We start from the raw sequence: 22020 nt of genomic DNA on the forward strand, positions 1-22020 counted from the left end.
TCCAATGCAGCAAGGAACCCGATATGGAACGACAACGCACTCTCGGAAAGTCGTGCAAGATTCCGACGCTTACGGCAGCTAAGCGGGAGGGCAAGATAAAAGCACTGGCGCTACGGAGCGCCTAAGCCGTTGTCTGCACATCCAAGATTTGGCGCCGCTTGGGTCCGCGTTGTCACCATGTTCGGCCCAACGCAATGGCGAACCTGCGCAATTGCGTCTGCGTCTTGGCGGACGCTCGTCGGCTCCACATATCGCCGGCTCATTCAAACGTCGGATGCGGGCCATGCGTGAGATCGACGACGAATTCGAAGTGAAGCTTGGACGGATCGGCAATTGCCAACGATCCGGATCGTATCCGACAGGAAGCGGAAGGAGGTGCGGAGCTCCTGGAACGGGTAGCTGTCCCTGAGCAACGGATAGAGCAGAAGGTAGCCGGTGACGAACACCGTCAGAAAGTAGATTGCCCGGCGCCGCTACACGTTCTTCGCTGCCGACGATGATAAGGCCTATCACAACTACTATCGGTCGGAACGCACCTTCAATGAGCGGAAATACCTAGACACTCTTCACGAGCTGTGAGTTGTTGACGCCCGGCCGAACTTGGCGCGCGATTCGCGGATGCAAACAGTTCATGCCGTGAAAACGGCGTCAGCTCGGTTGCACGCGCCTGCGAGCTGGCAAGGCTCCCATGGTAGACGGTCGACGCCAAGAAGCCAGAGTTGCAAGCGGCGGCGGAGGTGGGTGGGGAAAGACCTGAGCGAAGATGAAGCGAATTTCGCCAAGGCCGACGCCTATGCTATGGACCGTGAGTGTTCAACCAGTAAGCCCGAGTCGATATTTGTTTGACAGCCGAAACGTCAGCCGATTTCTACCGTAAGTGCCTGGACGATTACGCGTCCCTATTGGCGAACCCTGAGGATGCCGGCTTTGCTATCAACTGCGCCCGGCTCCCGCCTTGCTTCGCTCGATTCCGACCAAATTCGATGAGACGTTCGCGGGGAGTTGGGACAACTGGACCGTGCCCAAGGACTCCCTCCAACACAGCTGCCTCGGAACGACGCGAAAGGCGCCAACCTCATGCATATCTTCGACGTGGAACGGAGACGCGCGCCTAGTGTGCTCATCCCAGGGAACGCAGCTCTGCTTGGTTCAAACTTGCCGTCTTAAGACCAATACGCGAACGAAACGGCAATTGTTTCTGTGGCGGTAGCTGTGGCGGTGCCGAATCCTCAGGCAACCGCCACGTCGTAAGCGCCTGTAATCACTGGTGGGCCCGGCAGGACTCGAACCTGCAACCAGACCGTTATGAGCGGCCGGCTCTAACCATTGAGCTACAGGCCCCGCCGCGAGCCGCCACAATCCGTGGGCCGGCAACGGTGCCGGGTCCGTTTACAGGGTGAGGGGCGATCGGGCAATCCCGCCGGCTCTAGTCCACGGAAACCCCGGCGAATTCCACGACTTTCCGCCATTTCTCGGTTTCGTCGGCGACCAGCTTGCCGAATTCGGCCGGCACCATCGGTTTGGGGATGCCGCCGACTTCGGCCAGGCGGGCGACGAGCTTGGGGTCCTTCAGCGCTTCGCCGACCGCCTTGTTGAGGATCTCGATGACCTCCGGCGGCGTGCCTTTCGGCGCCGAGATGCCGTAAAACCCGACCGATTCGAAGCCCGGTACGGTTTCAGCGATGGCGGGAACATCGGGCACGCTCGGCCAGCGCTTTGGCGAGGTGACGCCGAGCGCGCGGACATTGCCGCCGCGCGCCTGCTCCAGCGCCGACGGAAGGTTGTCGAAGATCAGCTGCACCTTGTTGGAGATGATATCCGGAAAGGCGATCGCCGAGCCGCGATAGGGCACGTGCTGCATCTCGCATTTGGTCATCGCCTTGAACAATTCCGCCGACATGTGCACCGAGGTGCCGTTGCCCGACGAAGCATAGGAGACCTTGCCCGGATTGGCCTTGCAGTAATCGATGAACTCCTGGACGGTTTTCACCGGCATCGCGTTGGAGATCACCAGCATGTTGGTGAGCTGCATGATGCTGGCGACCGGGGTGGTGTCGCGCAGGAAATCATAGGGCAGCTTCTTGTAGAGCGAGGTGCTGATCGCGTTATTGGGCGCGACGAACAGCAGCGTATAGCCGTCCGCGGGCGAATTGATCGCGGCGGCGGCCGCGATGTTGCCGCCCGAGCCGGTGCGGTTCTCGACCACGAATTGCTGGCCGAGATGATCGGACAGCCACTGGCTCATGATGCGGGCGACGATGTCGACAGGCCCGCCGGCGGCAAATCCGATCAGCCAGCGCACCGGGCGGTTTGGATAGTCGGCGGCGGAGGAGGGGACGGCAAGGCTCAAGAGGCAAATCAAACCAAGGGACGTCGCACGCAAAAAGCGAAGCATTATGTTTCCTCGTCATTTTCTTGTTACCGTTGCGGCCATGCTTTCATAAAATTCCAAGCTTGCCTACAACCTCTGCAGCATAAAGATCGATCAATCTCGCGCCGAAGATGTTGGGAGGCCGCCAAATGAAAATCGCGTTGATGGTTTGCGCCGCTATTCTGCTCACCGGCGGCGCGGCCGCACAGGAGGGAGGCAAGGCCATTTCCAAAACCACGATCACCCTGGGGACGGCGACGCCGGGCGGCGGTTTCCCGCTCTATGGCAATGCCTTTGCCGACGCCATGAATGCGGCAGATCCGAGCCTCTCGATCGAGCCGCGCAATACCAAGGGCTCGAACGAGAACATCCCGCTGCTCGAAGCCGGCCAGCTCGATATCGCGACCGTGGCCGGAGAGCCCGCCTATGAAGCCTTCATGGGCATCGGCCGTCCCGCGACCAAGCTCAAGATCCTGACTGCGATGTATTCGAGCCCCGGCATGTTCGTGGTGCGGGCCGACAGCCCATACCGGACGATCCGTGACCTCGTTGGTCAGCCGGTCGCCTTCGGCGCCAAGGGCTCGGGTCTGCCGATCCTGTCGCGCTACATCCTCGACGGCATTGGGCTGAAGCAGGACGAGGACTTCAAGTCGATCTATCTCGATCGCGCCGGCGACGGGCCAGCCATGGTGCAGGATGGCCGCGCCGCGGCGCTCTGGGGCGCTGGTGTCGGCTGGCCGGGCTTTGCCGCGATGGCGGAAAGTCCCACCGGCGCGCGCTTCATCGCGCCGAGCGCGGAAGAGATCGCGCGCATCCGCGCCAAGCACACTTTCCTGAAGCCGCTGACGATCCCACCGAACAGCTACCCGAAGCAGACGGAAGCGATCGCCTCCGTCGGCTCGTGGAGCTTCATCCTCGTGCGCGAAACCTTGCCCGACGAGGTCGCCTATCGGCTGGCGAAGACGCTGCACGGGATCGAGGGCGACTTCTGCAGGAAACTGGCGCAGGCCTGCGAGACGACGGCGGTGAATACCGTGGCGGCGGCGCCGAATGCGGAGCTGATCCATCCGGGTATGCTGAAGTATTTTCGCGAAATCGGGGTAGCGCAGTAAGAGGCGAATCGCGAATAGCGAGTAGCGAATGAATAGCCACGCGCTGCTCTCCCCCATTCGCCACTCGCTACTCCCCATTCGCCCAGCTCACTTCTTCACCAATCCACACGCTGGATCCGGGGGGCCGAACGCGTCTTCGCCGGAAATCTTGGTGAGGATCTTGTAGTAGTCCCACGGATATTTCGATTCCTCCGGCGACTTCACCTGCACGAGCCAGAGGTCGTGGACCATCAGGTTGTCCTCGCGCAGCTTGCCATTGCGGGCGAAGAAATCCTCGATCGGCTTTTCGCGCATCTTGGCCGCGACCTTCAGGGGATCGTCGGTGCCGGTCTCCTTGATCGCGTTCAGGTAATGGATCACGGAGGAATAGACGCCGGCCTGCCACATCGTCGGCATCCGGCCCAGCTTGGCGAAATAGCGCTTTGACCATTCGCGGGTCTTGTCATCCATGTCCCAGTAGAACGACGTCGTCAGCAACAGGCCCTGCGCGGTCGGCAGCCCCAACGAATGGATGTCGGTGATCAGCGCCAGCAGCGCCGCCATCTGCTGGCCGCCCTTGAACACGCCGAACTCGCCAGCGGTCTTGATCTCGTTCATGTTGTTGGGCGGACCGCCGGCAATCCCGATGATCTTGGCTTTCGAGGCCTGCGCCTGCAGCACGAAGGACGACAGATCGGGCGTCGCAAACGGCGGCCGCACCGACCCCAGCACCTTGCCGCCGGTCTTGGTGACGACGCTCGCTGCGTCCTTTTCGAGCGAGTGTCCGAACGCATAGTCGTCGGTGATGAAGAACCAGCTGTCGCCGCCGCGCTTCACCACCTCCTGCGCGGTGCCGACTGCGAGCGCCCTGGTGTCGAACACCCACTGCATGGCGTAGGGCGAGCAGAACTTGCCGTGGAAATCGGTCGCTCCGGTCGAATGCGTGATGAACAGCCGCTTCCGCTCATTGGCGACGTTCTGCACGGCGAGCCCGACTGCGGAGACCGGCACGTCGACGATCAAATCCACCTGATCGACGTCGTACCAGCGCCGCGCGATACTGGAGCCGATATCGGCCTTGAGCTGGTGGTCGCCGACGATCACCGTAACAGGCTTGCCCAGCACGTTGCCGCCGAAATCGTCGATCGCCATCTGCGCCGCCGTGACCGAGCCCTGTCCCGTCGGCGTCGACGCCGGCCCGTTCATGTCGGTGAGCACGCCGATCTTGACGACGTCGTCGGAGATTTGCGCCAGTGCCGCCGTTGAAGCCAACATGGCGCCGGCCAGCGTGGCGAGCACGGAAAATGGTTTACCGAACATTCTTGTCTCTCTCCCTGGACCGGCACGTAGGCCGTTATTGCTTGTTCCGGGACGTAGGCCCGGCTGAATTGGTTTCTTTTGCAACCGGTTCGGGGTCGGCGTCAACGCGTCCTTTCGGAGCAGGAACATTCGGCGGCACCTGTTTATTTCGCGCCTGATACAGTAGACAGGCCGGCCATGGTTACGACCCAGCGACTGCCGGCTTCGCTTACGCCGCTGCAAACCGCGCTCAGCGCCCTATTCCGCGCGCTCGAGCCGCTGCAGCCGATCGAATTGCCGCTTGCGGACGCGCTGCGCTGCATTGCGGCCGAGATGCCCCCGTTGCCGGCGCATCCGCCGCATGATGTTGCCGCCACCGATGGTTGGGCGCTGCGCGCCAACGATCTGGTCGGCGCCTCCTCCTACTCGCCGTTGCCATTAGCCATGCTGCCTGCCTGGGTCGAAGCTGGTGACGCCATGCCCGCGGCCTGCGACTGCGTGCTCGATGCCGATCTGGTCGAGGTGGCCGGGCCGATTGCGCAGGTGCTTAGCGAGGCGATCCCGGGGCAGGGTGTCAGGCGCAAGGGCCAGGACATCGCCGAGGGGAGTCGTGTTGCCGAGGCGGGCCGGCGCGTGCTCCCGCGTGATCTGCTGATCGCACGCACAGCCGGGATCGAACATCTCAAGGTGCGGCGGCCGCGATTGCACATCGTCAATATTCCGGGCGCGGTGGCGACCGCGAGCCTGGTCGCGGACAGCGCGCGTTCCGCGGGCGCCGAGGTTATCAGCCGTGAGGCCGGGGCGCGTGATGCCGAGTCGATCGTCGACGCGTTTGAGGATGCGGGCTGCGATCTCCTGATCACCATCGGCGGGAGCGGCGTCGGCCGTACCGATGCGGCGGTGAGCGCGCTCGCTGCGCGTGGCGAGGTTATCGCTCATGGCATCGCCCTGCAGCCGGGCCGCACGGCGGCGGTCGGCCGGCTCGGAACAACACCGGTCGTCGCGCTGCCCGGCGCGCCGGACCAGGCGTTTGCGGTGTGGTGGGCGCTGGCGCTGCCGGTGCTCGATCGGCTGACCGGACGGCAGCCGCGGAAGGCATTGTCGCTGCCGCTGTCGCGCAAGATCGCATCGCTCGTCGGCATCGCCGAGTTCGTGCTGCTGGAGCGGCAGCGCGATGCCTGGACACCGCTCGCCGTCGGCGAACTTTCGCTCGATGCGATCGCGCGCGCGGAGGCGTTTCTGGTCGTGCCCGGCGGTTCCGAAGGATTTGCTGCGGGCACGCCGATCGATGCCTATATGTTGAGGGAATGAGTTCCGACATGACCAATAGCTCTGCGAAGGGCCGCGACAGTGTCGAGCAGGACCAGTTCCTGACCATCCTGTCGCGCGAGGAGGCGCTGGCGCGGTTCGAAGCGGCGCTGTTTCCGCGGCCGGTCGCCAGCGAAACACGACCGCTCGCGCAGGCGCTCGGCTGCGCGCTGGCGGACGACGTCGTCGCGCCGATCGACGTGCCGCCGTTCGACCGCTCCAATGTCGACGGCTTTGCGGTGCGCTCCGCCGACCTTGCGCGGGCCAGCGAGTCTACACCGGTGCGGCTGGTGCTGAACGACGAGATCATCGCCTGCGGCACAGCGCCGGCGCGGCCGGTGCTGTCTGATACCGCGACCTCGATCGCGACGGGCGGACCCGTTCCGCGCGGGGCGGACGCGATCGTGATGGTCGAGCACACGCAGCCCGCGGGTCAGCGCGCGATCGAGATCCGCCGCGCCGCGTCTCCCGGACAATTCGTCTCCTACGCGGGCTCCGACATCGCGCGCGGTGAAACGCTGCTGCGCGCCGGCACCATCATCGGCTCGCGCGAGATCGGCATGCTCGCTGCCTGCGGCATCGCTAAGGTCGATGTGGCGCGGCGGCCGCGCGTCGCCATCCTGTCGACTGGTGACGAGTTGGTGCAGCCGGGCCAGCCGCTGCGCCCGGCCGCGATCTACGACACCAATGGCGCCATCGTCACCGCGGCGATCTCCGAGAATGGCGGCGATGCCGTTTTCGTCGGTGCCATCGCCGACGACGAGGCGCAGCTTGAAGCCGCGATGCGCAAGGCGCTTGCCGAGAGCGACATGCTGGTGCTCTCCGGCGGCACCTCGAAAGGCGCGGGCGATGTCTCCCATCGCATCATCGCGCGGCTCGGCAAGCCCGGCATCATTGCGCATGGCGTGGCGCTGAAGCCGGGCAAGCCGCTGTGCCTTGCGGTGTGCGACGGCAAGCCGGTGGTGATCCTGCCGGGCTTTCCGACCTCGGCGATGTTCACCTTCCACGACATGATCGTGCCGGTGCTGCGGCGGATGGCGGGCCTGCCGCCGCGCTCGGATGCGAAGGTGATGGCAAAGGTGCCGGTGCGGATCGCCTCCGAGCTCGGCCGCACCGAGTTCGTCATGGTGTCGCTGGTCGAAGGTACGGAAGGGCTGATCGCCTATCCCTCCGGCAAGGGCTCCGGCGCGATCACCTCGTTTGCGCAGGCCGACGGCTTCCTGAAGATCGATGCGCTGGCCGACCAGATGCCTGTCGGCACCGAGGCTGAGGTGACGCTGTTCACGCCGCATGTGCGCGTGCCCGACCTGGTCATTGTCGGCAGCCATTGCACGGGGCTCGATCTCGTCACCGCGCCGCTGGCGCGCGCCGGGCTGTCGGTGCGCTCGATCGCGGTCGGCAGCCTCGGCGGGCTGGCGGCGGCCAAGCGCGGCGAATGCGATTTCGCGCCGATCCATCTGTTCGATGAGAAGAGCGAGACCTACAACACGCCCTATCTCGCCGAAGGGCTCGAGCTCGTGCCGGGCTGGCGGCGGATGCAGGGCATCGTGTTCCGCAAGGGCGATGAGCGTTTCGAAGGCCTGTCGGCGCAGGATGCGGTGCGCGCCGCGCTCTCCGATTCCGCCTGCATCATGGTCAACCGCAACCAGGGCGCCGGCACGCGCATCCTGATCGATCGCCTGCTTGGCGGTATCAGGCCCGACGGCTACTGGAATCAGCCGCGCTCGCACAATGCGGTCGCCGCCGCTGTCGCCCAGCATCGCGCCGACTGGGGCATGACCATCGCACCGGTCGCGCACGCGTCCGGACTCGGGTTCATTCCGCTGGCGGAGGAGCATTACGACTTCGCGCTGGTGACAGCGCGCAAGCATCGCCCGGCAGTGCAAGCGTTTCTGGAGGCGCTCGCGTTGGACGAAAGCCGCGCGGCGCTGACACAGGCGGGTTTCCGGCCGGCGTAGCGAGGTACGACGCTCTCTCCGTCGTCCCCGCGAAAGCGGAGACCCATAACCACAGGGAGGTGTTGTGGCGGGAGCAAGCGGTTGCAGCGGAGCACATTACAAAGACCTGTGGTTATGGGTCCTGGGTCCCGGCTACGCCAAGGGGCTTCGCCGTGGCACGCAAGCCCGGGACGACGAGGGGAGAGTTCGGATTCAAATGTCAAACAGCGTGGAGATGTGAGTCCGCATTCTCGCGGCATGAAGTGCCCGAGCTTTGCGTTTACTTTCCGCCCTTCTCATCACACAGAGGGCGCAGGGAAAGCCAGGTGCTGGTTGCACCCGTGGGTCCCGTGCAACAAAAAGCACGGGGGTAGGACCACAGGTTCAACCGAAGCATTCCGGCTTTCCCTGCGCGATGGTGTTACGGTTTCCTTCGCGCTCTCCCCGGTGACCGGGCTTTCTTGCCACCGTCGTCCGCGGCAGCTCTTTGCTGCTCGCGAGCTTAGCGCCAGCGTCGGGGCGCCAGGACCACACGACTTCGCCGTCCGTGATGCGCGTGCTCGTCAGTCACACACTTCACGTCCACCGCATCTCACCGCAACGTTCGTGACGATCGCGACCCGCCCCTCATTCGCGCTGAGACGCGCGGAGTTAAATCACTGATTTGCCCGACGGCGAAAGCGGAATGTTTTTCGCGGCGTGAGTGGACAGGGCAAATCAGATTGAAATCATTGAACAAATTTCTCTGACCGGAAATTCGCTCTTGCCGATTCCCATTCGCCGGCGATTTCGGCCAAACTCGTTCCCTGAAACACATCGAAAGTTCGGCGCAACCGTGGACCATAAGCCCGACGATGAGCGATTAGTCGCAGACGAAGGTCGCAGCCTGCTGGGCCTCGTAGCGGCGGCGCTCGTCGTTGGGGCCGTCACCGGATGTGTCGGGGCGAACTTCCGCCTCTTGCTCGAGCAGGCCGATCGCTTGCGCGATGCGGTAATCGCCTGGGCGCATGGCCACGGCGTCTTGGGATTCCTGATTGTCGTGGGCGCATGCGCTGGTGCCACCTTGCTCGCGGCGTGGACGGTGCGGCGGTTCTCGCCGCACGCGTCGGGCAGCGGCATTCCGCATGTGGAAGCCGTCCTGCACGGGCAGGTCCCGCCGGCTCCGTTTGGCTTGGTGCCGGTGAAATTCATCGGCGGTATCCTGGCAATCGGCTCCGGCCTCGCGCTGGGCCGCGAGGGGCCGACCGTGCAGATGGGCGCAGGCATCGCGGTCTTCACCGCGCGCATCTGCCGGCTCTGCTGGGCGGACGCACGCGTACTGCTGGCCGCGGGTGCCGGCGCTGGCCTGGCGACGGCCTTCAATGCGCCGATCGCTGGGCTCGCCTTCATACTTGAGGAGCTGATGCACAAATTCGACCGCCGCGTCGCTGTCGCGGCCCTCGCCACGCTGGCAACGGCGATCCCGGTTGCAAGGCTGTTTATCGGCGACGCGCCCGATTTCCAGATCGTTCCGCTGAACACTCCGAGCGCGGTATCCGCGCCGCTGTTCCTTGCGCTGGGGGCCGTCGCGGGCCTGCTCGCCGTTGCGTACAATCGCACGCTGCTCGCGTTCATCGCAGCTAGCGACCGGTTCGCGCGGCTGCCGATCGAGCTCCGAGCCGGATTGATCGGCGCAAGCGTCGGCATATTGGCCTGGTTTGCGCCCGAGCTGGTCGGGGGCGGAGATCAGATCACGCAGCGCACGCTGATCGGCCAGGATAGTCTTGCGATCGTCGCCTCCGCATTCCTGATCCGGTTCGCTCTCGGTGCTTTATCATACGCTGCCGGCACTCCCGGCGGACTCTTCGCCCCTCTGCTGGTGCTGGGAGCCCAGTCGGGGCTGCTGTTCGGAGCAGCCTGCCGCCTTGTATTTCCGGAACTCGCGATCGAGCCGCATGCATTTGCGCTAGTGGGCATGGCCGCCTTCTTCGCGGGCGTGGTACGGGCGCCGGTGACCGGCATCGTTCTCGTCGCCGAGATGACGGGCAACGTGACGATGCTGCTGCCGATGCTTGGCGCCTGCTTCGTAGCGATGCTGCTGCCCCCGCTGCTGCACAATCCACCGATCTACGATTCCTTGCGCGAACGGACACTGCGCCTCGAGCAGAAGATCAGACGGGAATGAGCGGGTGGAGGGCGGTCGCGGAAATGGCTCCGTCATTCCGGGGCGATGCGATAGCATCGAGCCCGGAATCCATTTCACCACCAGCTCATGCGGCCCGATGGATTCTCTGATGTGCAATTGCACATCATAGCTCGCGCCACGAGGCGCGCCCCGGAATGACAGCAGTGTCAGTCGTGTGCCGCATCCACTGCCGCGAGCCGTTCGGCCTCGGCGATATCCTCGACCGTGTTCGCGTTGAAGAAGGGGTCGAGCGGCTCGGTCGGCCAGGTCACAGTGGCGAGCCTGTAGCGGGCGGTCCAGCGGTCGATCTTCCTGACATCTTCGACGACGAGGGCGTGGCGGAGTTCGTCGCGCAGCGACACGCTCCACAATCCGATCACCGGATGCGACTGATCGCCCGAGGCCGCCACGGCCAGTTGCGCGTCTTCCTTTACCATTGCGTCGTGGAGCCGTGAGACGAGATCGCGCGGCAGGAACGGGCAGTCGCCGGCTGCGCTCAGCACCAGCGACACGTCGGGCCGGTTCGCCGCCATCCAGTCCAGTGCCGCCAGAATGCCGGCGAGGGGCCCTGGGAAATCGGCGACGCTGTCGGCGACGACGGGCAATCCGAACGCGGCGAAGCGGGCGGGATCGCCATTGGCGTTGAGGATGAGGCCGTCGCATTGCGGCGCGAGACGCGCGATCACGCGCTCCAAAATGCTGCGGCCGCCGATCGTGCGCATCGGCTTGTCGCCGCCGCCCATGCGCCGCGCGAGGCCGCCTGCCAAAAGAACGCCGGGAATTATGTCGCGTGAGGCCATCTGCTTCACCTCCCCCGCTTGCGGGGGAGGTCGCTGCGCTCGAAGAGCGCAGCGGGTGAGGGCTCTCTCCATACGGGGAGTCCCATCGCGGAGACACCCTCACCCCGACCCTCTCCCGCAAGCGGGAGAGGGAGTGCAGCCGCTTCTCGGATGCAGTTCGAGCTCATCATGCTAGTCGTCACGCGCTTCGCCCTTGCGCTTGTGCTTGGCGGATTCTTCCTCGACATAATCGAGGTTCTGATCGAACACGATGCGCTCCTGGCCTGACAGCGCGATGAAACGCTTGCCGCGCGTGCGTCCGATCAGCGTCAGGCCGACCTGCCGCGCCAGTTCGACGCCCCAGGCGGTGAACCCGGAGCGCGACACCAGAATCGGAATGCCCATCCGCACCGTCTTGATCACCATCTCCGAGGTCAGCCGTCCCGTGGTGTAGAGGATCTTGTCGCCGGGATCGACGCCGTGGCGGTAGATCCAACCGGCGATCTTGTCGACGGCGTTGTGGCGGCCGACATCCTCGGTGTAGCAGATCGGCGTTCCCTCCTTGCATAAGACGCAGCCATGGATCGCACCAGCTTCGAGATAGAGCGAGGGCATGGTGTTGATCGCATGCGTCATCTGGTAGAGCCAGGAGGTGCGCAATTCCGCCTTCGGCAGCGCCACGCTTTCGACCGCCTCCAGCAGATCGCCGAAGGCTGTGCCCTGGGCGCAGCCCGAGGTCTGGGTGCGCTTCTTCAGCTTCTGCTCGAAATTGGTGTGGTGCTCGGTGCGCACGACCACCACCTGCAGATCGTCGTCATATTCGACCTCGGTGACGACGTCGTCGTATTTGATCATGTTCTGGTTGAGGAGATAGCCGAGCGCGAGATATTCGGGGTAGTCGCCGATCGTCATCATGGTGACGATCTCCTGCGCGTTCAGGTACAGCGTCAGCGGGCGCTCCATCGGCACCTTGATCTCGACGCTGGCGCCGGTCTGGTCTGTCCCGGTCACGCGCTCGGTCAGGCGCGGGTCGTCCGGGTTGGGGACGATCAGGGGAACGGGCGGTTTGTCGATCCTCATCATGGCGGCCAGGTTAGCATGACTTTCCCTGCCATCCGATATAAGCATGTCGGAAGCTTAGGGAAATATGGCCCTCCCGTCGTTGCGAGCGGAGCGAAGCAATCCATCCATCCCCGCGGAAAGTATGGATTGCTTGGTCGCTTCGCTCCTCGCAATGACGGCGGAGCGGGTGCAATGACGGTGGAACGAGTGGGTTCCTTTTGGGATGAGGTCGGATGAAAGTGATCGGACTCGCGGGCTGGAGCGGCGCCGGCAAGACCACCTTGCTGTCGCGCGTGATTCCGCATCTGCTGGCACAGGGTCTGCGCGTGTCCGTGATCAAGCATGCCCATCACGAATTCGATGTCGACGTGCCCGGCAAGGATTCCTGGGTGCACCGCCAGGCGGGCGCGACCGAGGTGCTGGTCTCCTCAAGCCGGCGCTGGGCCTTGATGCATGAGCTGCGCGGCGCCGGCGAGCCGCGGCTGGCCGAGCTGCTCGCCAAGATGTCGCAGGTCGATCTCGTCGTGGTCGAAGGCTTCAAGCGCGAGCCGCTGCGCAAGATCGAGGTGCATCGTGCCGCCAACAGCAAGCCGCTGCTGTTCCCCGATGATCCCGGCATTGTCGGGATCGCGACGGATGCGACGATTGAAACCCGGCTGCCGACCGCCCACCTCGATGATGTCACCGCCGTTGCCGCCATGATGCAGCGCGCCGCCGTTGCGGTCGACGAAATCCTGGCGAAGAGCGAGACCTGAAATGGCGCAACTGTCCGACGATTGCTTTGCCTCCAGCGGGCCGATGATGTCGGTCGGTGAGGCCGTGCGCCTGATCGCGACTCGGGTGACGGCGATAGCCGATATCGAGAGCGTCGCGCTCGCGGAGGCCGACGGGCGCATCCTCGCCAATGAGATTTTAGCGCCGTTGCCGCTGCCGCCTTTTACCAATTCCGCCGTCGATGGCTATGCGGTCGCAAGCCGCGATCTTCCCACAGGCTCGGAACAGGCGTTTCCCATCAGCGGACGGGTGCAGGCGGGCGCCGCGGCGAATGCGCCAATCGAGCGCGGTCATGCTGTGCGCATCTTCACGGGCGCGCCGATGCCTGACGGTGCCGACACCGTGTTCATGCAGGAGGACGTCCGCGTCGAGGGCGATAACGTCGTTCTGCCCGCAGGCCTGCAGCCGGGCGCCAATGTGCGGCCGGCGGGTGAAGACATTCCGCTCGGCCACGCCGCGTTGCAGATTGGAAAGCGCTTGCGCCCGCAGGATGTCGCGCTGGCCGCAGCGTTCGGCCTTGTCAGGCTCGACGTGATCAGGCGGATCCGCGTCGCGGTGTTCTCGACCGGCGATGAGCTGGTTTCGCCCGGAGAGCGCCGTGCGGCGCCGCAGCTCTTCGACTCGAACCGCTTCATGCTGATGGCGATGCTGCGGCGACTTGGCTGCGAGGTCAGTGACCTCGGCATTCTGCGCGACGAGCCTGCGAGCCTCGCACGCGCGCTGAAGGACGTCGCAGGCCACCACGATCTGATCCTCACCACCGGCGGCGTCTCGACTGGCGAGGAGGATCACGTCAAGGCCGGCGTCGAGAGCGTCGGCCGCCTGGTGCTGTGGCGGATGGCGATCAAGCCGGGGCGTCCGGTCGCGATGGGCATCATCGGCGGCACGCCGTTCATCGGCCTGCCGGGCAATCCCGTCGCGAGCTTCGTCACCTTCGTTCACGTGGTGCGGCCGACCATCCTGGCGCTGTCCGGCGGCGCGCCGGAGCCGCTGGTGCCGATGCCGGTGCGGGCCGGCTTCACCTACAAGAAGAAGGTCGGGCGCCGCGAATATGTCCGCGTCAATCTGCGTAAAGCGCCGGATGGTATGCTCGAAGCGATCAAGTTTCCGCGCGAGGGCGCGGGGCTGTTGTCGTCGCTGGTCGACACCGATGGCCTGGTCGAGCTTGGCGAACACATCACACACGTCGAGCCCGGCCAGACCGTCGGATTCCTGTCCTATGCAAGCCTGATCTGAAGCCGTCGCGTAGCGATTGACGCTGTGCGAATGCTTCGCCATGGTCGGAAACATGACGACGACAAAACTCGATCTCACCGGTCTCAGATGTCCGCTGCCCGCGCTCAAGACGCGCAAGGCACTGAAGGCGGTCAAGCCGGGTGATTTTCTCGAAGTGCTCTGCACCGATCCATTGTCGGTGATCGATATCCCGAACCTGATCCGCGAGACCGGCGACAAGGTCGAGATCACCGAGCGGAGCGAGAGCCGCATCGTGTTATTGATCGAGAAGACAAATGGGACGATAGAGAAAATCAATGATGCCTCGTCCGCATCGCAACAATAGCCGTGCGCTGCAATAATCGCTCTGGTTGATACCTACCTTTTTCCTATCGACACATTTTAGCCCTTCTGTCCCAATTGAACCTCTCCGCGGTGTCGCGGAGATCAATGACGCTCGGGCTACACACGAGCGACTCCGGGCGGGCACGTCTTCATTTATCAGGTTGGCGCCGTCACTGAGCATATTGTGTCGCGTCGGGGGTTGGGAATTCCGAAAAGCGCTTGATGATCTCTGGCGCACAGAAAGAAGTCGTGGAGCGGCAGCGCCGGTTCCGCGACGACACTTTGGTTGGATCAACGAAAGCGAGCACGCTCGATTGAAGAGCGGCCGCAGGGAGGATCGGATGACGACGATTAGCAGCACCGGCGCTGTGGCCGGCGCGGGGCTTGGTTTCCTCGACAAGGAGCACACGATTGCGACCGCCGGCTTCAACCGTTGGCTGGTGCCGCCGGCCGCACTCTGCATCCATTTGTGCATCGGCATGGCCTACGGCTTCTCGGTGTTCTGGCTGCCGCTGTCGCGCGCGATCGGATTGAACGCGCCGAAGGCCTGCCCCGATATCTCGCTGTGGCAGGAATTGTTCACCACCACCTGCGACTGGAAGGTGGCGAGCCTCGGGTGGATGTACACGCTGTTCTTCGTGCTGCTCGGCGTCTCCGCCGCGATCTGGGGCGGCTGGCTCGAACGTGTCGGTCCGCGCAAGGCCGGGTTCGTCGCGGCGCTGTGCTGGGCCGGCGGTCTCGTGATCGGCGCGCTCGGTGTCTACGTCCATCAGCTCTGGCTGATGTGGCTCGGCGCCGGCGTCATCGGCGGCGTCGGCCTCGGGCTTGGCTACATCTCGCCGGTGTCGACATTGGTGAAATGGTTTCCGGATCGCCGCGGCATGGCGACCGGCATGGCCATCATGGGGTTCGGCGGCGGCGCCATGATCGGCGCGCCGCTTGCGAACCTCTTGATGAACTATTTCAAGACCCCGACCTCGGTCGGCGTCTGGGAAACGTTCCTGGCGATGGGCGTGATCTATTTCGTGTTCATGATGATCGGCGCCTTCCGCTATCGCATTCCGCCGACAGGCTGGCAGCCCGAGGGCTGGAAGCCAAAGGCCAAGGCGAATGCGATGATCTCGACCAACAACGTCCATCTCGACAATGCACACAAGACACCGCAGTTCTGGCTGATCTGGTGGGTGCTCTGCCTCAACGTCTCCGCAGGCATCGGCGTGATCGGCATGGCCTCGCCGATGCTGCAGGAGATCTTCGCCGGCAAATTGATCGGATTGCCCGATGTCGGCTTCAATCAGCTTGATGCGTCGCAGAAGGCGCAGATTGCCGGCATCGCGGCGGGCTTCGCCGGGCTCTTGTCGCTGTTCAACATCGGCGGCCGCTTCTTCTGGGCGTCGCTGTCGGACAAGATCGGGCGCAAGAACACCTACTACACGTTCTTCCTGCTCGGCATCGCGCTCTATGCGCTGGCGCCGACCTTCGCGGCGATGGGCTCGAAACTTCTGTTCGTGCTGGGCTTCGGCATCATCCTGTCGATGTATGGCGGCGGCTTTGCGACCGTGCCGGCGTATCTCGCCGACATGTTCGGAACGCAGTTCGTGGGCGCCATTCACGGCCGGCTGCTGACGGCGTGGTCGACCGCCGGCATCATCGGCCCGGTCGTCGTGAACTATATCCGCGAGTTCCAACTCGCTGCCGGCGTTCCGCGCGACCAGCTCTACAACACCACGATGTACATCCTCTGCGCCATGCTGATCGCGGGCCTGATCTGCAACTACCTGGTCAAGCCCGTCGATGCGAAGTGGCACATGAGCGAGGCGGAAGTGGCAAAACTGCAGGCGGCGAGCGCGAGTGCGGATGCGGCCGGTCCGCATGGTTCCTACGGCATCGGGTTCGGCGGACTGGATGCCAAGGCCGCGCTGTTCTGGGCCTTTGTCGGCATTCCCCTGGCCTGGGGCGTCTGGAAGACGCTGGAGAGCGCGGTCAAGATCTTCTGATCGAGCTTGGCGCCGCGGGCGATGCGTTCGCCCGCGGCGCTTTTTTTCATCCATTCAATTGAACGAATAGAACAAGGGAATTTTCGCGATGTTTCGTATCGGAACTGGTGCCGCCGCCGCGCTGTTGATTACGAGCCTGCTGACTGCGGCTTCGGCCCAAACGCCCGCGCCTTCCGCGCCTGCCGCCGCGAGCGAGGCGAAGCCTTCCAGGGCGAAGCTGACGGCGCAAAAGCTGAAGGACATGAAGGCCAAATGGAGCGCCAACAGGGGCAAGTTGAAGACCTGTCGCCAGGAGGTCAAAGCCAAGGGATTGGCGGGGGACGACCGCTGGTTCTACATCGAGGACTGCATGGGTAAGACGTGAGGACAGGCTTGTCCGCGGGAAAGGGCAGGGGGCATGCTGCGGCGGGATGCCCCCTAAATGCCTCTTCGGGCGCGATAATTTTCTCTTGGCATCTGGCATGCCAGAGATTAGAGTTGATCTAAAGAGCGGTAAAAACGAGATGCTTCAATGACTGTCCATGACGTGCATGAGGTTCGCGCGTTCGAGCACCCTGGCGCCGGGCGGCGCAAGGCCAAGGCAACGCCGAAGGGACGCCAGATCGATCCAACGGCCGCGCATGACGTCGAGCAGTTGCTCGGCGACCGGCCGCGCCGGCGCGATCTGTTGATCGAATTCCTGCACCTGATCCAGGACAAGTATCACCAGATCTCCGCCGCGCATCTCGCTGCGCTCGCGGACGAGATGAAATTGTCGTTCGCGGAAGTGTTCGAGACCGCGACCTTCTACGCGCATTTCGACGTGGTGAAGGAAGGTCAGCCGGATGTCGCGCCGCTTACCATCCGCGTCTGCGACTCGCTCACCTGCGCGATGCTCGGCGGCGAAAAGCTGCTGGAGCAATTGCAGGACTCGGCGGGTCCCGGCATCCGCGTGGTGCGCGCGCCCTGCGTCGGCCGCTGCGACACCGCGCCGGTCGCGGAAGTCGGCCACAACTTCGTCGATCACGCGACGGTCGAGAGCGTGCTGGCGACGGCGAAGGCTGGCGAGACGCACGCGCATCTGCCTGATTATGTCGGCTACAACGCCTACGTTGCCGGCGGTGGCTACCGATTGCTGAACCGGCTGCGCGCGGGCGAAGTGTCGAACGACGAGATCCTGAAGACGCTCGACAACGCCTCGCTCCGCGGACTCGGCGGCGCGGGATTCCCCACCGGGCGCAAATGGCGCGCGGTGCTCGGCGAACCCGGGCCGCGGCTGATGGCGGTCAATGGCGACGAGGGCGAGCCCGGCACGATCAAGGATCGCTATTATCTCGAGACCGATCCGCATCGCTTCCTCGAGGGCATGCTGATCGGCGCCCACGTGGTCGAAGCCGCCGACGTCTACGTCTACATCCGCGACGAATATCCGGCGGTGCGCGAAATCCTCGCGCGCGAGATCGCAAAGCTTCCGGCCGGCGGTCCGCGCCTGCATCTGCGTCGCGGCGCCGGCGCTTACATCTGCGGCGAGGAATCCTCGCTGCTCGAGAGCATCGAGGGCAAGCGCGGATTGCCGCGGCACAAGCCGCCTTATCCGTTCCAGGTCGGGCTGTTCGGCCTGCCGACGCTGATCAACAATGTCGAGACATTGTGGTGGGTGCGCGACATCGTCGATAAGGGCGCCGACTGGTGGAAGAGCCACGGTCGCAACGACCGTCAGGGTCTGCGCAGCTTCTCGGTCTCGGGCCGCGTGAAAAATCCCGGCGTGAAGCTGGCGCCGGCCGGCATCACCGTGCGCGAGCTGATCGACGAATATTGCGGCGGCATGGCCGATGGCCACACCTTCCATGCCTATCTGCCGGGCGGCGCCTCCGGCGGCATCCTGCCGGCGACGATGGACGATATCCCGCTCGACTTCGGCACATTGGAAAAATACGGCTGCTTCATCGGCTCGGCCGCGATCGTGATCCTGTCGCAAGCGGACAGCGTGAAGGCGGCGGCGCTCAATCTGATGCGCTTCTTCGAAGATGAGAGCTGCGGGCAATGCACGCCTTGCCGCGTCGGCACGCAGAAGGCGGCGATGTTAATGGAACGGCCGGTGTGGGACCGGGCGCTGCTCGAGGAACTGGGCCAGGCGATGCGCGATGCGTCGATCTGCGGTCTCGGCCAGGCCGCCTCGAATCCCCTGACCTCTGTGATTAAATACTTCCCCGACGAGTTCAAGGAAGCTGCGGAATGACGACGATCCAGTTCGAACTCGACGGCAAGCAGGTCGAAGCGAAAGCAGGCGAGACCATCTGGCAGGTGGCAAAACGCCAGGGCCAGGAGATCCCGCATCTCTGCTATTCGCCGGCGCCGGACTATCGCCCCGACGGCAATTGCCGCGCCTGCATGGTCGAGATCGAAGGCGAGCGCGTGCTCGCCGCCTCCTGCAAGCGCACGCCGTCTGTCGGCATGAAGGTGAAGACGGCCTCTAGCCGCGCCGTTGCCGCGCAGAAGATGGTGATGGAGCTTCTGGTCGCCGACCAGCCGGCGCGCGAGACCTCGCACGATCCCGATTCGAAATTCTGGCACTGGGCGGAGAAGACCGGCGTCACCGAGAGCCGTTTTCCGGCGGCGGAACGCTGGGAGAGCGACGCCAGCCATCCGGCGATGCGCGTCAATCTCGATGCCTGCATCCAGTGCGGTCTGTGCGTACGCGCCTGCCGCGAGGTGCAGGTCAACGACGTCATCGGCATGGCCTATCGCAATGCCGATGCCAAGATCGTGTTCGACTTCGACGATCCGATGGGCGAGTCCACCTGCGTCGCCTGCGGCGAATGCGTGCAGGCCTGCCCGACCGGTGCGCTGATGCCCGCCGTGATGCTCGACGAGAAGCAGACCCGCGTTACTTATCCCGACCGCAAGGTGGATTCGCTCTGTCCGTTCTGCGGCGTCGGCTGCCAGGTGACCTATCAAGTCAAGGACGAGAAGGTGATCTATGCCGAAGGCCGCGACGGCCCGGCCAATCACAACCGGCTCTGCGTCAAGGGCCGCTTCGGCTTCGACTATATCCATCATCCGCATCGCCTGACAAAACCGCTGGTGCGGTTGCCGAACGCCAGGAAGGACCCCAACGACCAGGTCGATCCGGCCAATCCGTTCACGCATTTCCGCGAGGCGAGCTGGGAGGAGGCGCTCGATATCGCCGCGCGCGGCCTCGTCAAGATTCGCGACGAGAAGGGCGTGAAGGCGCTCGCCGGCTTCGGCTCGGCGAAAGGATCCAATGAGGAGGCCTATCTGTTCCAGAAGCTGGTGCGCACCGGCTTCGGCTCCAACAATGTCGACCACTGCACGCGGCTGTGCCACGCGTCATCAGTGGCGGCGCTGACGGAGGGCCTGAATTCCGGCGCGGTGTCGGCGCCGTTCTCGGCGGCAATGGATGCCGAGGTGATCATCGTGATCGGCGCCAATCCGACCGTGAACCATCCGGTGGCCGCGACCTACATCAAGAATGCGGCCAAGCGCGGCGCGAAATTGATCGTGATGGACCCGCGGCTGCAGACGCTGTCGCGCCACGCCGATAAGCATCTCGCCTTCAAGCCGGGAAGCGACGTCGCGATGCTGAACGCGATGATCAACACGATCATCACCGAAGGCCTCACCGACGAGCAGTATATCGCCGGCTACACCGAAGGCTTCGATGAGCTGAAGGCCAAGATCGTGGACTTCACTCCGGAGAAGATGGCGCCGATCTGCGGCATCCCGGCCGAGACCTTGCGCGAAGTGGCGCGGCTCTACGCCCGTGCGAAATCCTCGATCATCTTCTGGGGCATGGGCATCAGCCAGCATGTCCATGGCACCGACAATGCGCGCTGCCTGATTGCGCTGGCGCTGATCACCGGCCAGGTCGGCCGTCCCGGCACCGGCCTGCATCCGCTCCGCGGCCAGAACAATGTGCAGGGCGCGTCCGACGCCGGCCTGATCCCGATGTTCCTGCCGGACTACCAGCCCGTCGGCCGCGTCGACCTGCGTGGCAAATTCGAGGAGCTCTGGCAGAAGAGCCTCGATCCGGTGCGCGGGCTCACCGTGGTCGAGATCATGAACGCGATCCATGCCGGCGAAATCAATGGCATGTATATCGAGGGCGAAAATCCCGCGATGTCCGATCCCGATCTGCAGCACGCGCGCGAGGCGCTTGCCATGCTCGATCACCTCGTGGTGCAGGATCTCTTCGTTACGGAGACCGCGTTCCATGCCGACGTCATCCTGCCGGCTTCGGCGTTTGCGGAGAAGTCCGGCACCTTCACCAACACCGACCGCCGCGTGCAGCTCGCGCGCGAGGTGATCAAGCCGCCGGGCGACGCGCGGCAGGATCTCTGGATCATCCAGGAGATCGGCAAGCGCATGGGCCTGCCGTGGAATTACAGCGGTCCGGCCGACGTCTTCGCCGAGATGGCCGAGCTGATGCCTTCGCTGAAGAACATCACCTGGGAACGCCTGGTGCGCGAGGGCGCGGTGACCTATCCGGTCGACGACCCAGATAAGCCCGGCAACGAGATCATCTTCACCACCGGTTTCCCGACCGAAAGCGGCCGCGGCAAGATCGTGCCGGCGCATGTCATCCCGCCGGATGAACTGCCCGACGCCGAATATCCGATGGTGCTCTCGACCGGCCGCGTGCTGGAGCACTGGCACACGGGATCGATGACCCGCCGCGCATCCGTGCTCGACCAGATCGAGCCGGAGGCGGTCGCCTTCATGTCGCCGAAGGACATGCGGCGCATGCAGCTCTGGCCCGGCGATTTCATCCGGCTCCAGACCCGCCGCGGCGCCGTCGAGGTGAAGGTGCGCTCCGACCGCGACGTGCCTGTCAACATGGTGTTCATGCCGTTCTGCTACGCGGAAGCTGCGGCCAACCTCTTGACCAATCCGGCGCTCGATCCGTTCGGCAAGATTCCGGAATTCAAGTTCTGCGCCGTGCGCGCGGAAAAGGCCGAACTCCGCTCGGCGGCGGAGTAGGCGCTGCTGCCTTTGTGCCGCTTCTGTGCGGGATGGCGGCTGCGCGGCAGCGAAATGATACGATGGGCCAAGTGCGGACATCTGGCCGCAGCACGATTGGCCGATGGATTGATCTATCTCAAGGCTCTTTCCGAAACGCGGGCCCAGCTTACCTTCGCAAGGCAGCGACAATCGGGAGGTGAAGCATGTACCGGCATATTCTCATTCCGACAGATGGGTCGGAGCTGGCGGAGCATGGGGTGGCGCATGGGTTGGCGCTGGCGAAATCCCTTGGAGCCAAGGTATCTGTCATCTTCGTTGTGGAACCGTTTTCAGAGATGTCAGGGCGGTTCCTTGAAGCAGTCGCAACATATGCCGAGCTGCGCAAGGAGCAGGCCACGAGCGCGTTGGATCGCGCGGCAAATGCGGCCAAGGAGGCCGGTGTCTCCTGCGAGACGATTCAAGCGGAGAACGGGCAACCCCATCAAGCAATCATCGCAGCAGCCGAGGACAAAGGCTGCGATCTCATCGTCATGTCATCGCATGGACGCAGCGGGCTTTCCATGCTTCTCATCGGAAGTGTGACCAACAAGGTGCTGGCGCACGCGAAAACCCCCGTACTGGTTTGTCAGTAGCGACAAGTCGCCGGGGCGCACCAGGCCAGTAGGGTCGAACAATTTACGGCACCCGCAAATTCGCCTTGAGACACTTGTTGGAAC

At 64.2% G+C, this 22020-nt stretch carries 16 protein-coding genes and 1 tRNA gene; 12 read left to right on the plus strand and 5 right to left on the minus strand.

The window, feature by feature from the left end; all coding sequences use genetic code 11:
- Positions 1-1265: 1265 nt before the first annotated feature.
- Positions 1266-1341 (minus strand) — tRNA-Ile (locus tag AC5ZG1_RS19850).
- An 85-nt stretch (positions 1342-1426) separates the two neighbouring features.
- Positions 1427-2395 (minus strand): Bug family tripartite tricarboxylate transporter substrate binding protein, encoded by a 969-nt coding sequence (locus AC5ZG1_RS19855; RefSeq protein ID WP_456642084.1) that lies wholly within the window; start codon positions 2393-2395, stop codon positions 1427-1429.
- A gap of 125 nt (positions 2396-2520) precedes the next feature.
- Here AC5ZG1_RS19855 and AC5ZG1_RS19860 point away from each other — a divergent pair, with 125 nt between their 5' ends.
- Positions 2521-3483, plus strand: coding sequence for a TAXI family TRAP transporter solute-binding subunit (locus tag AC5ZG1_RS19860; RefSeq protein WP_496133825.1), 963 nt, complete (start codon positions 2521-2523; stop codon positions 3481-3483).
- 87 nt (positions 3484-3570) lie between these two features.
- Here AC5ZG1_RS19860 and AC5ZG1_RS19865 read toward each other — a convergent pair whose 3' ends face one another.
- Positions 3571-4782 (minus strand): ABC transporter substrate-binding protein, encoded by a 1212-nt coding sequence (locus AC5ZG1_RS19865; protein ID WP_496133826.1) that lies wholly within the window; start codon positions 4780-4782, stop codon positions 3571-3573.
- A 177-nt stretch (positions 4783-4959) separates the two neighbouring features.
- Between AC5ZG1_RS19865 and AC5ZG1_RS19870 the strand changes: the two genes are divergently transcribed.
- From AC5ZG1_RS19870 to clcA, 3 genes are all read left to right on the plus strand, one after another.
- Positions 4960-6072, plus strand: coding sequence for a molybdopterin-binding protein (locus tag AC5ZG1_RS19870; RefSeq protein ID WP_474419767.1), 1113 nt, complete (start codon positions 4960-4962; stop codon positions 6070-6072).
- An 8-nt stretch (positions 6073-6080) separates the two neighbouring features.
- Positions 6081-8027 carry a molybdopterin biosynthesis protein gene (locus tag AC5ZG1_RS19875; RefSeq protein ID WP_496133827.1) on the plus strand — a complete coding sequence of 649 codons (1947 nt, stop codon included), beginning with the start codon at positions 6081-6083 and terminating at the stop codon, positions 8025-8027.
- A gap of 814 nt (positions 8028-8841) precedes the next feature.
- The gene (gene clcA / locus AC5ZG1_RS19880) at positions 8842-10170 is read left to right on the plus strand and encodes a H(+)/Cl(-) exchange transporter ClcA (RefSeq protein ID WP_456642079.1); all 1329 of its coding nucleotides are present in this window, start codon (positions 8842-8844) and stop codon (positions 10168-10170) included.
- A gap of 167 nt (positions 10171-10337) precedes the next feature.
- On the opposite strand, the gene mobA is transcribed toward clcA, so the two are convergent.
- Positions 10338-10970: a molybdenum cofactor guanylyltransferase MobA gene (gene mobA / locus AC5ZG1_RS19885; RefSeq protein WP_456642195.1), complete on the minus strand. Its 633-nt coding sequence runs from the start codon at positions 10968-10970 to the stop codon at positions 10338-10340.
- Positions 10971-11141: 171 nt separating this feature from the next.
- Positions 11142-12032, minus strand: a complete 891-nt coding sequence (fdhD, locus tag AC5ZG1_RS19890; RefSeq protein WP_496133828.1) for a formate dehydrogenase accessory sulfurtransferase FdhD — start codon at positions 12030-12032, stop codon at positions 11142-11144.
- A 212-nt stretch (positions 12033-12244) separates the two neighbouring features.
- Here fdhD and mobB point away from each other — a divergent pair, with 212 nt between their 5' ends.
- The 8 genes from mobB to AC5ZG1_RS19930 all read left to right on the plus strand — a co-directional run bounded on the left by mobB (position 12245) and on the right by AC5ZG1_RS19930 (position 21936).
- Positions 12245-12766 carry a molybdopterin-guanine dinucleotide biosynthesis protein B gene (gene mobB, locus AC5ZG1_RS19895; protein WP_130224521.1) on the plus strand — a complete coding sequence of 174 codons (522 nt, stop codon included), beginning with the start codon at positions 12245-12247 and terminating at the stop codon, positions 12764-12766.
- A 1-nt stretch (position 12767) separates the two neighbouring features.
- A complete protein-coding gene (locus tag AC5ZG1_RS19900) occupies positions 12768-14021 on the plus strand; it encodes a molybdopterin molybdotransferase MoeA (protein WP_496133829.1) in 1254 nt (417 codons plus the stop codon).
- Positions 14022-14073: 52 nt separating this feature from the next.
- Positions 14074-14346, plus strand: a complete 273-nt coding sequence (locus tag AC5ZG1_RS19905; protein WP_496133830.1) for a sulfurtransferase TusA family protein — start codon at positions 14074-14076, stop codon at positions 14344-14346.
- Between the two features lie 340 nt (positions 14347-14686).
- Positions 14687-16342 carry an OFA family MFS transporter gene (locus AC5ZG1_RS19910; protein ID WP_496133831.1) on the plus strand — a complete coding sequence of 552 codons (1656 nt, stop codon included), beginning with the start codon at positions 14687-14689 and terminating at the stop codon, positions 16340-16342.
- An 88-nt stretch (positions 16343-16430) separates the two neighbouring features.
- On the plus strand, positions 16431-16706 hold the full coding sequence (locus AC5ZG1_RS19915) for a hypothetical protein (RefSeq protein ID WP_130224513.1): 276 nt from the start codon (positions 16431-16433) through the stop codon (positions 16704-16706).
- Positions 16707-16853: 147 nt separating this feature from the next.
- Positions 16854-18560, plus strand: coding sequence for an NADH-ubiquinone oxidoreductase-F iron-sulfur binding region domain-containing protein (locus AC5ZG1_RS19920; RefSeq protein WP_496133832.1), 1707 nt, complete (start codon positions 16854-16856; stop codon positions 18558-18560).
- Positions 18557-21322, plus strand: a complete 2766-nt coding sequence (gene fdhF / locus AC5ZG1_RS19925) for a formate dehydrogenase subunit alpha (RefSeq protein ID WP_496133833.1) — start codon at positions 18557-18559, stop codon at positions 21320-21322. The genes AC5ZG1_RS19920 and fdhF overlap by 4 nt, the downstream gene beginning before the upstream one ends.
- Before the next feature lie 185 nt (positions 21323-21507).
- On the plus strand, positions 21508-21936 hold the full coding sequence (locus tag AC5ZG1_RS19930; protein ID WP_474419384.1) for a universal stress protein: 429 nt from the start codon (positions 21508-21510) through the stop codon (positions 21934-21936).
- Positions 21937-22020: the final 84 nt, after the last annotated feature.

This window comes from Bradyrhizobium sp. Leo78 (assembly GCF_059512425.1).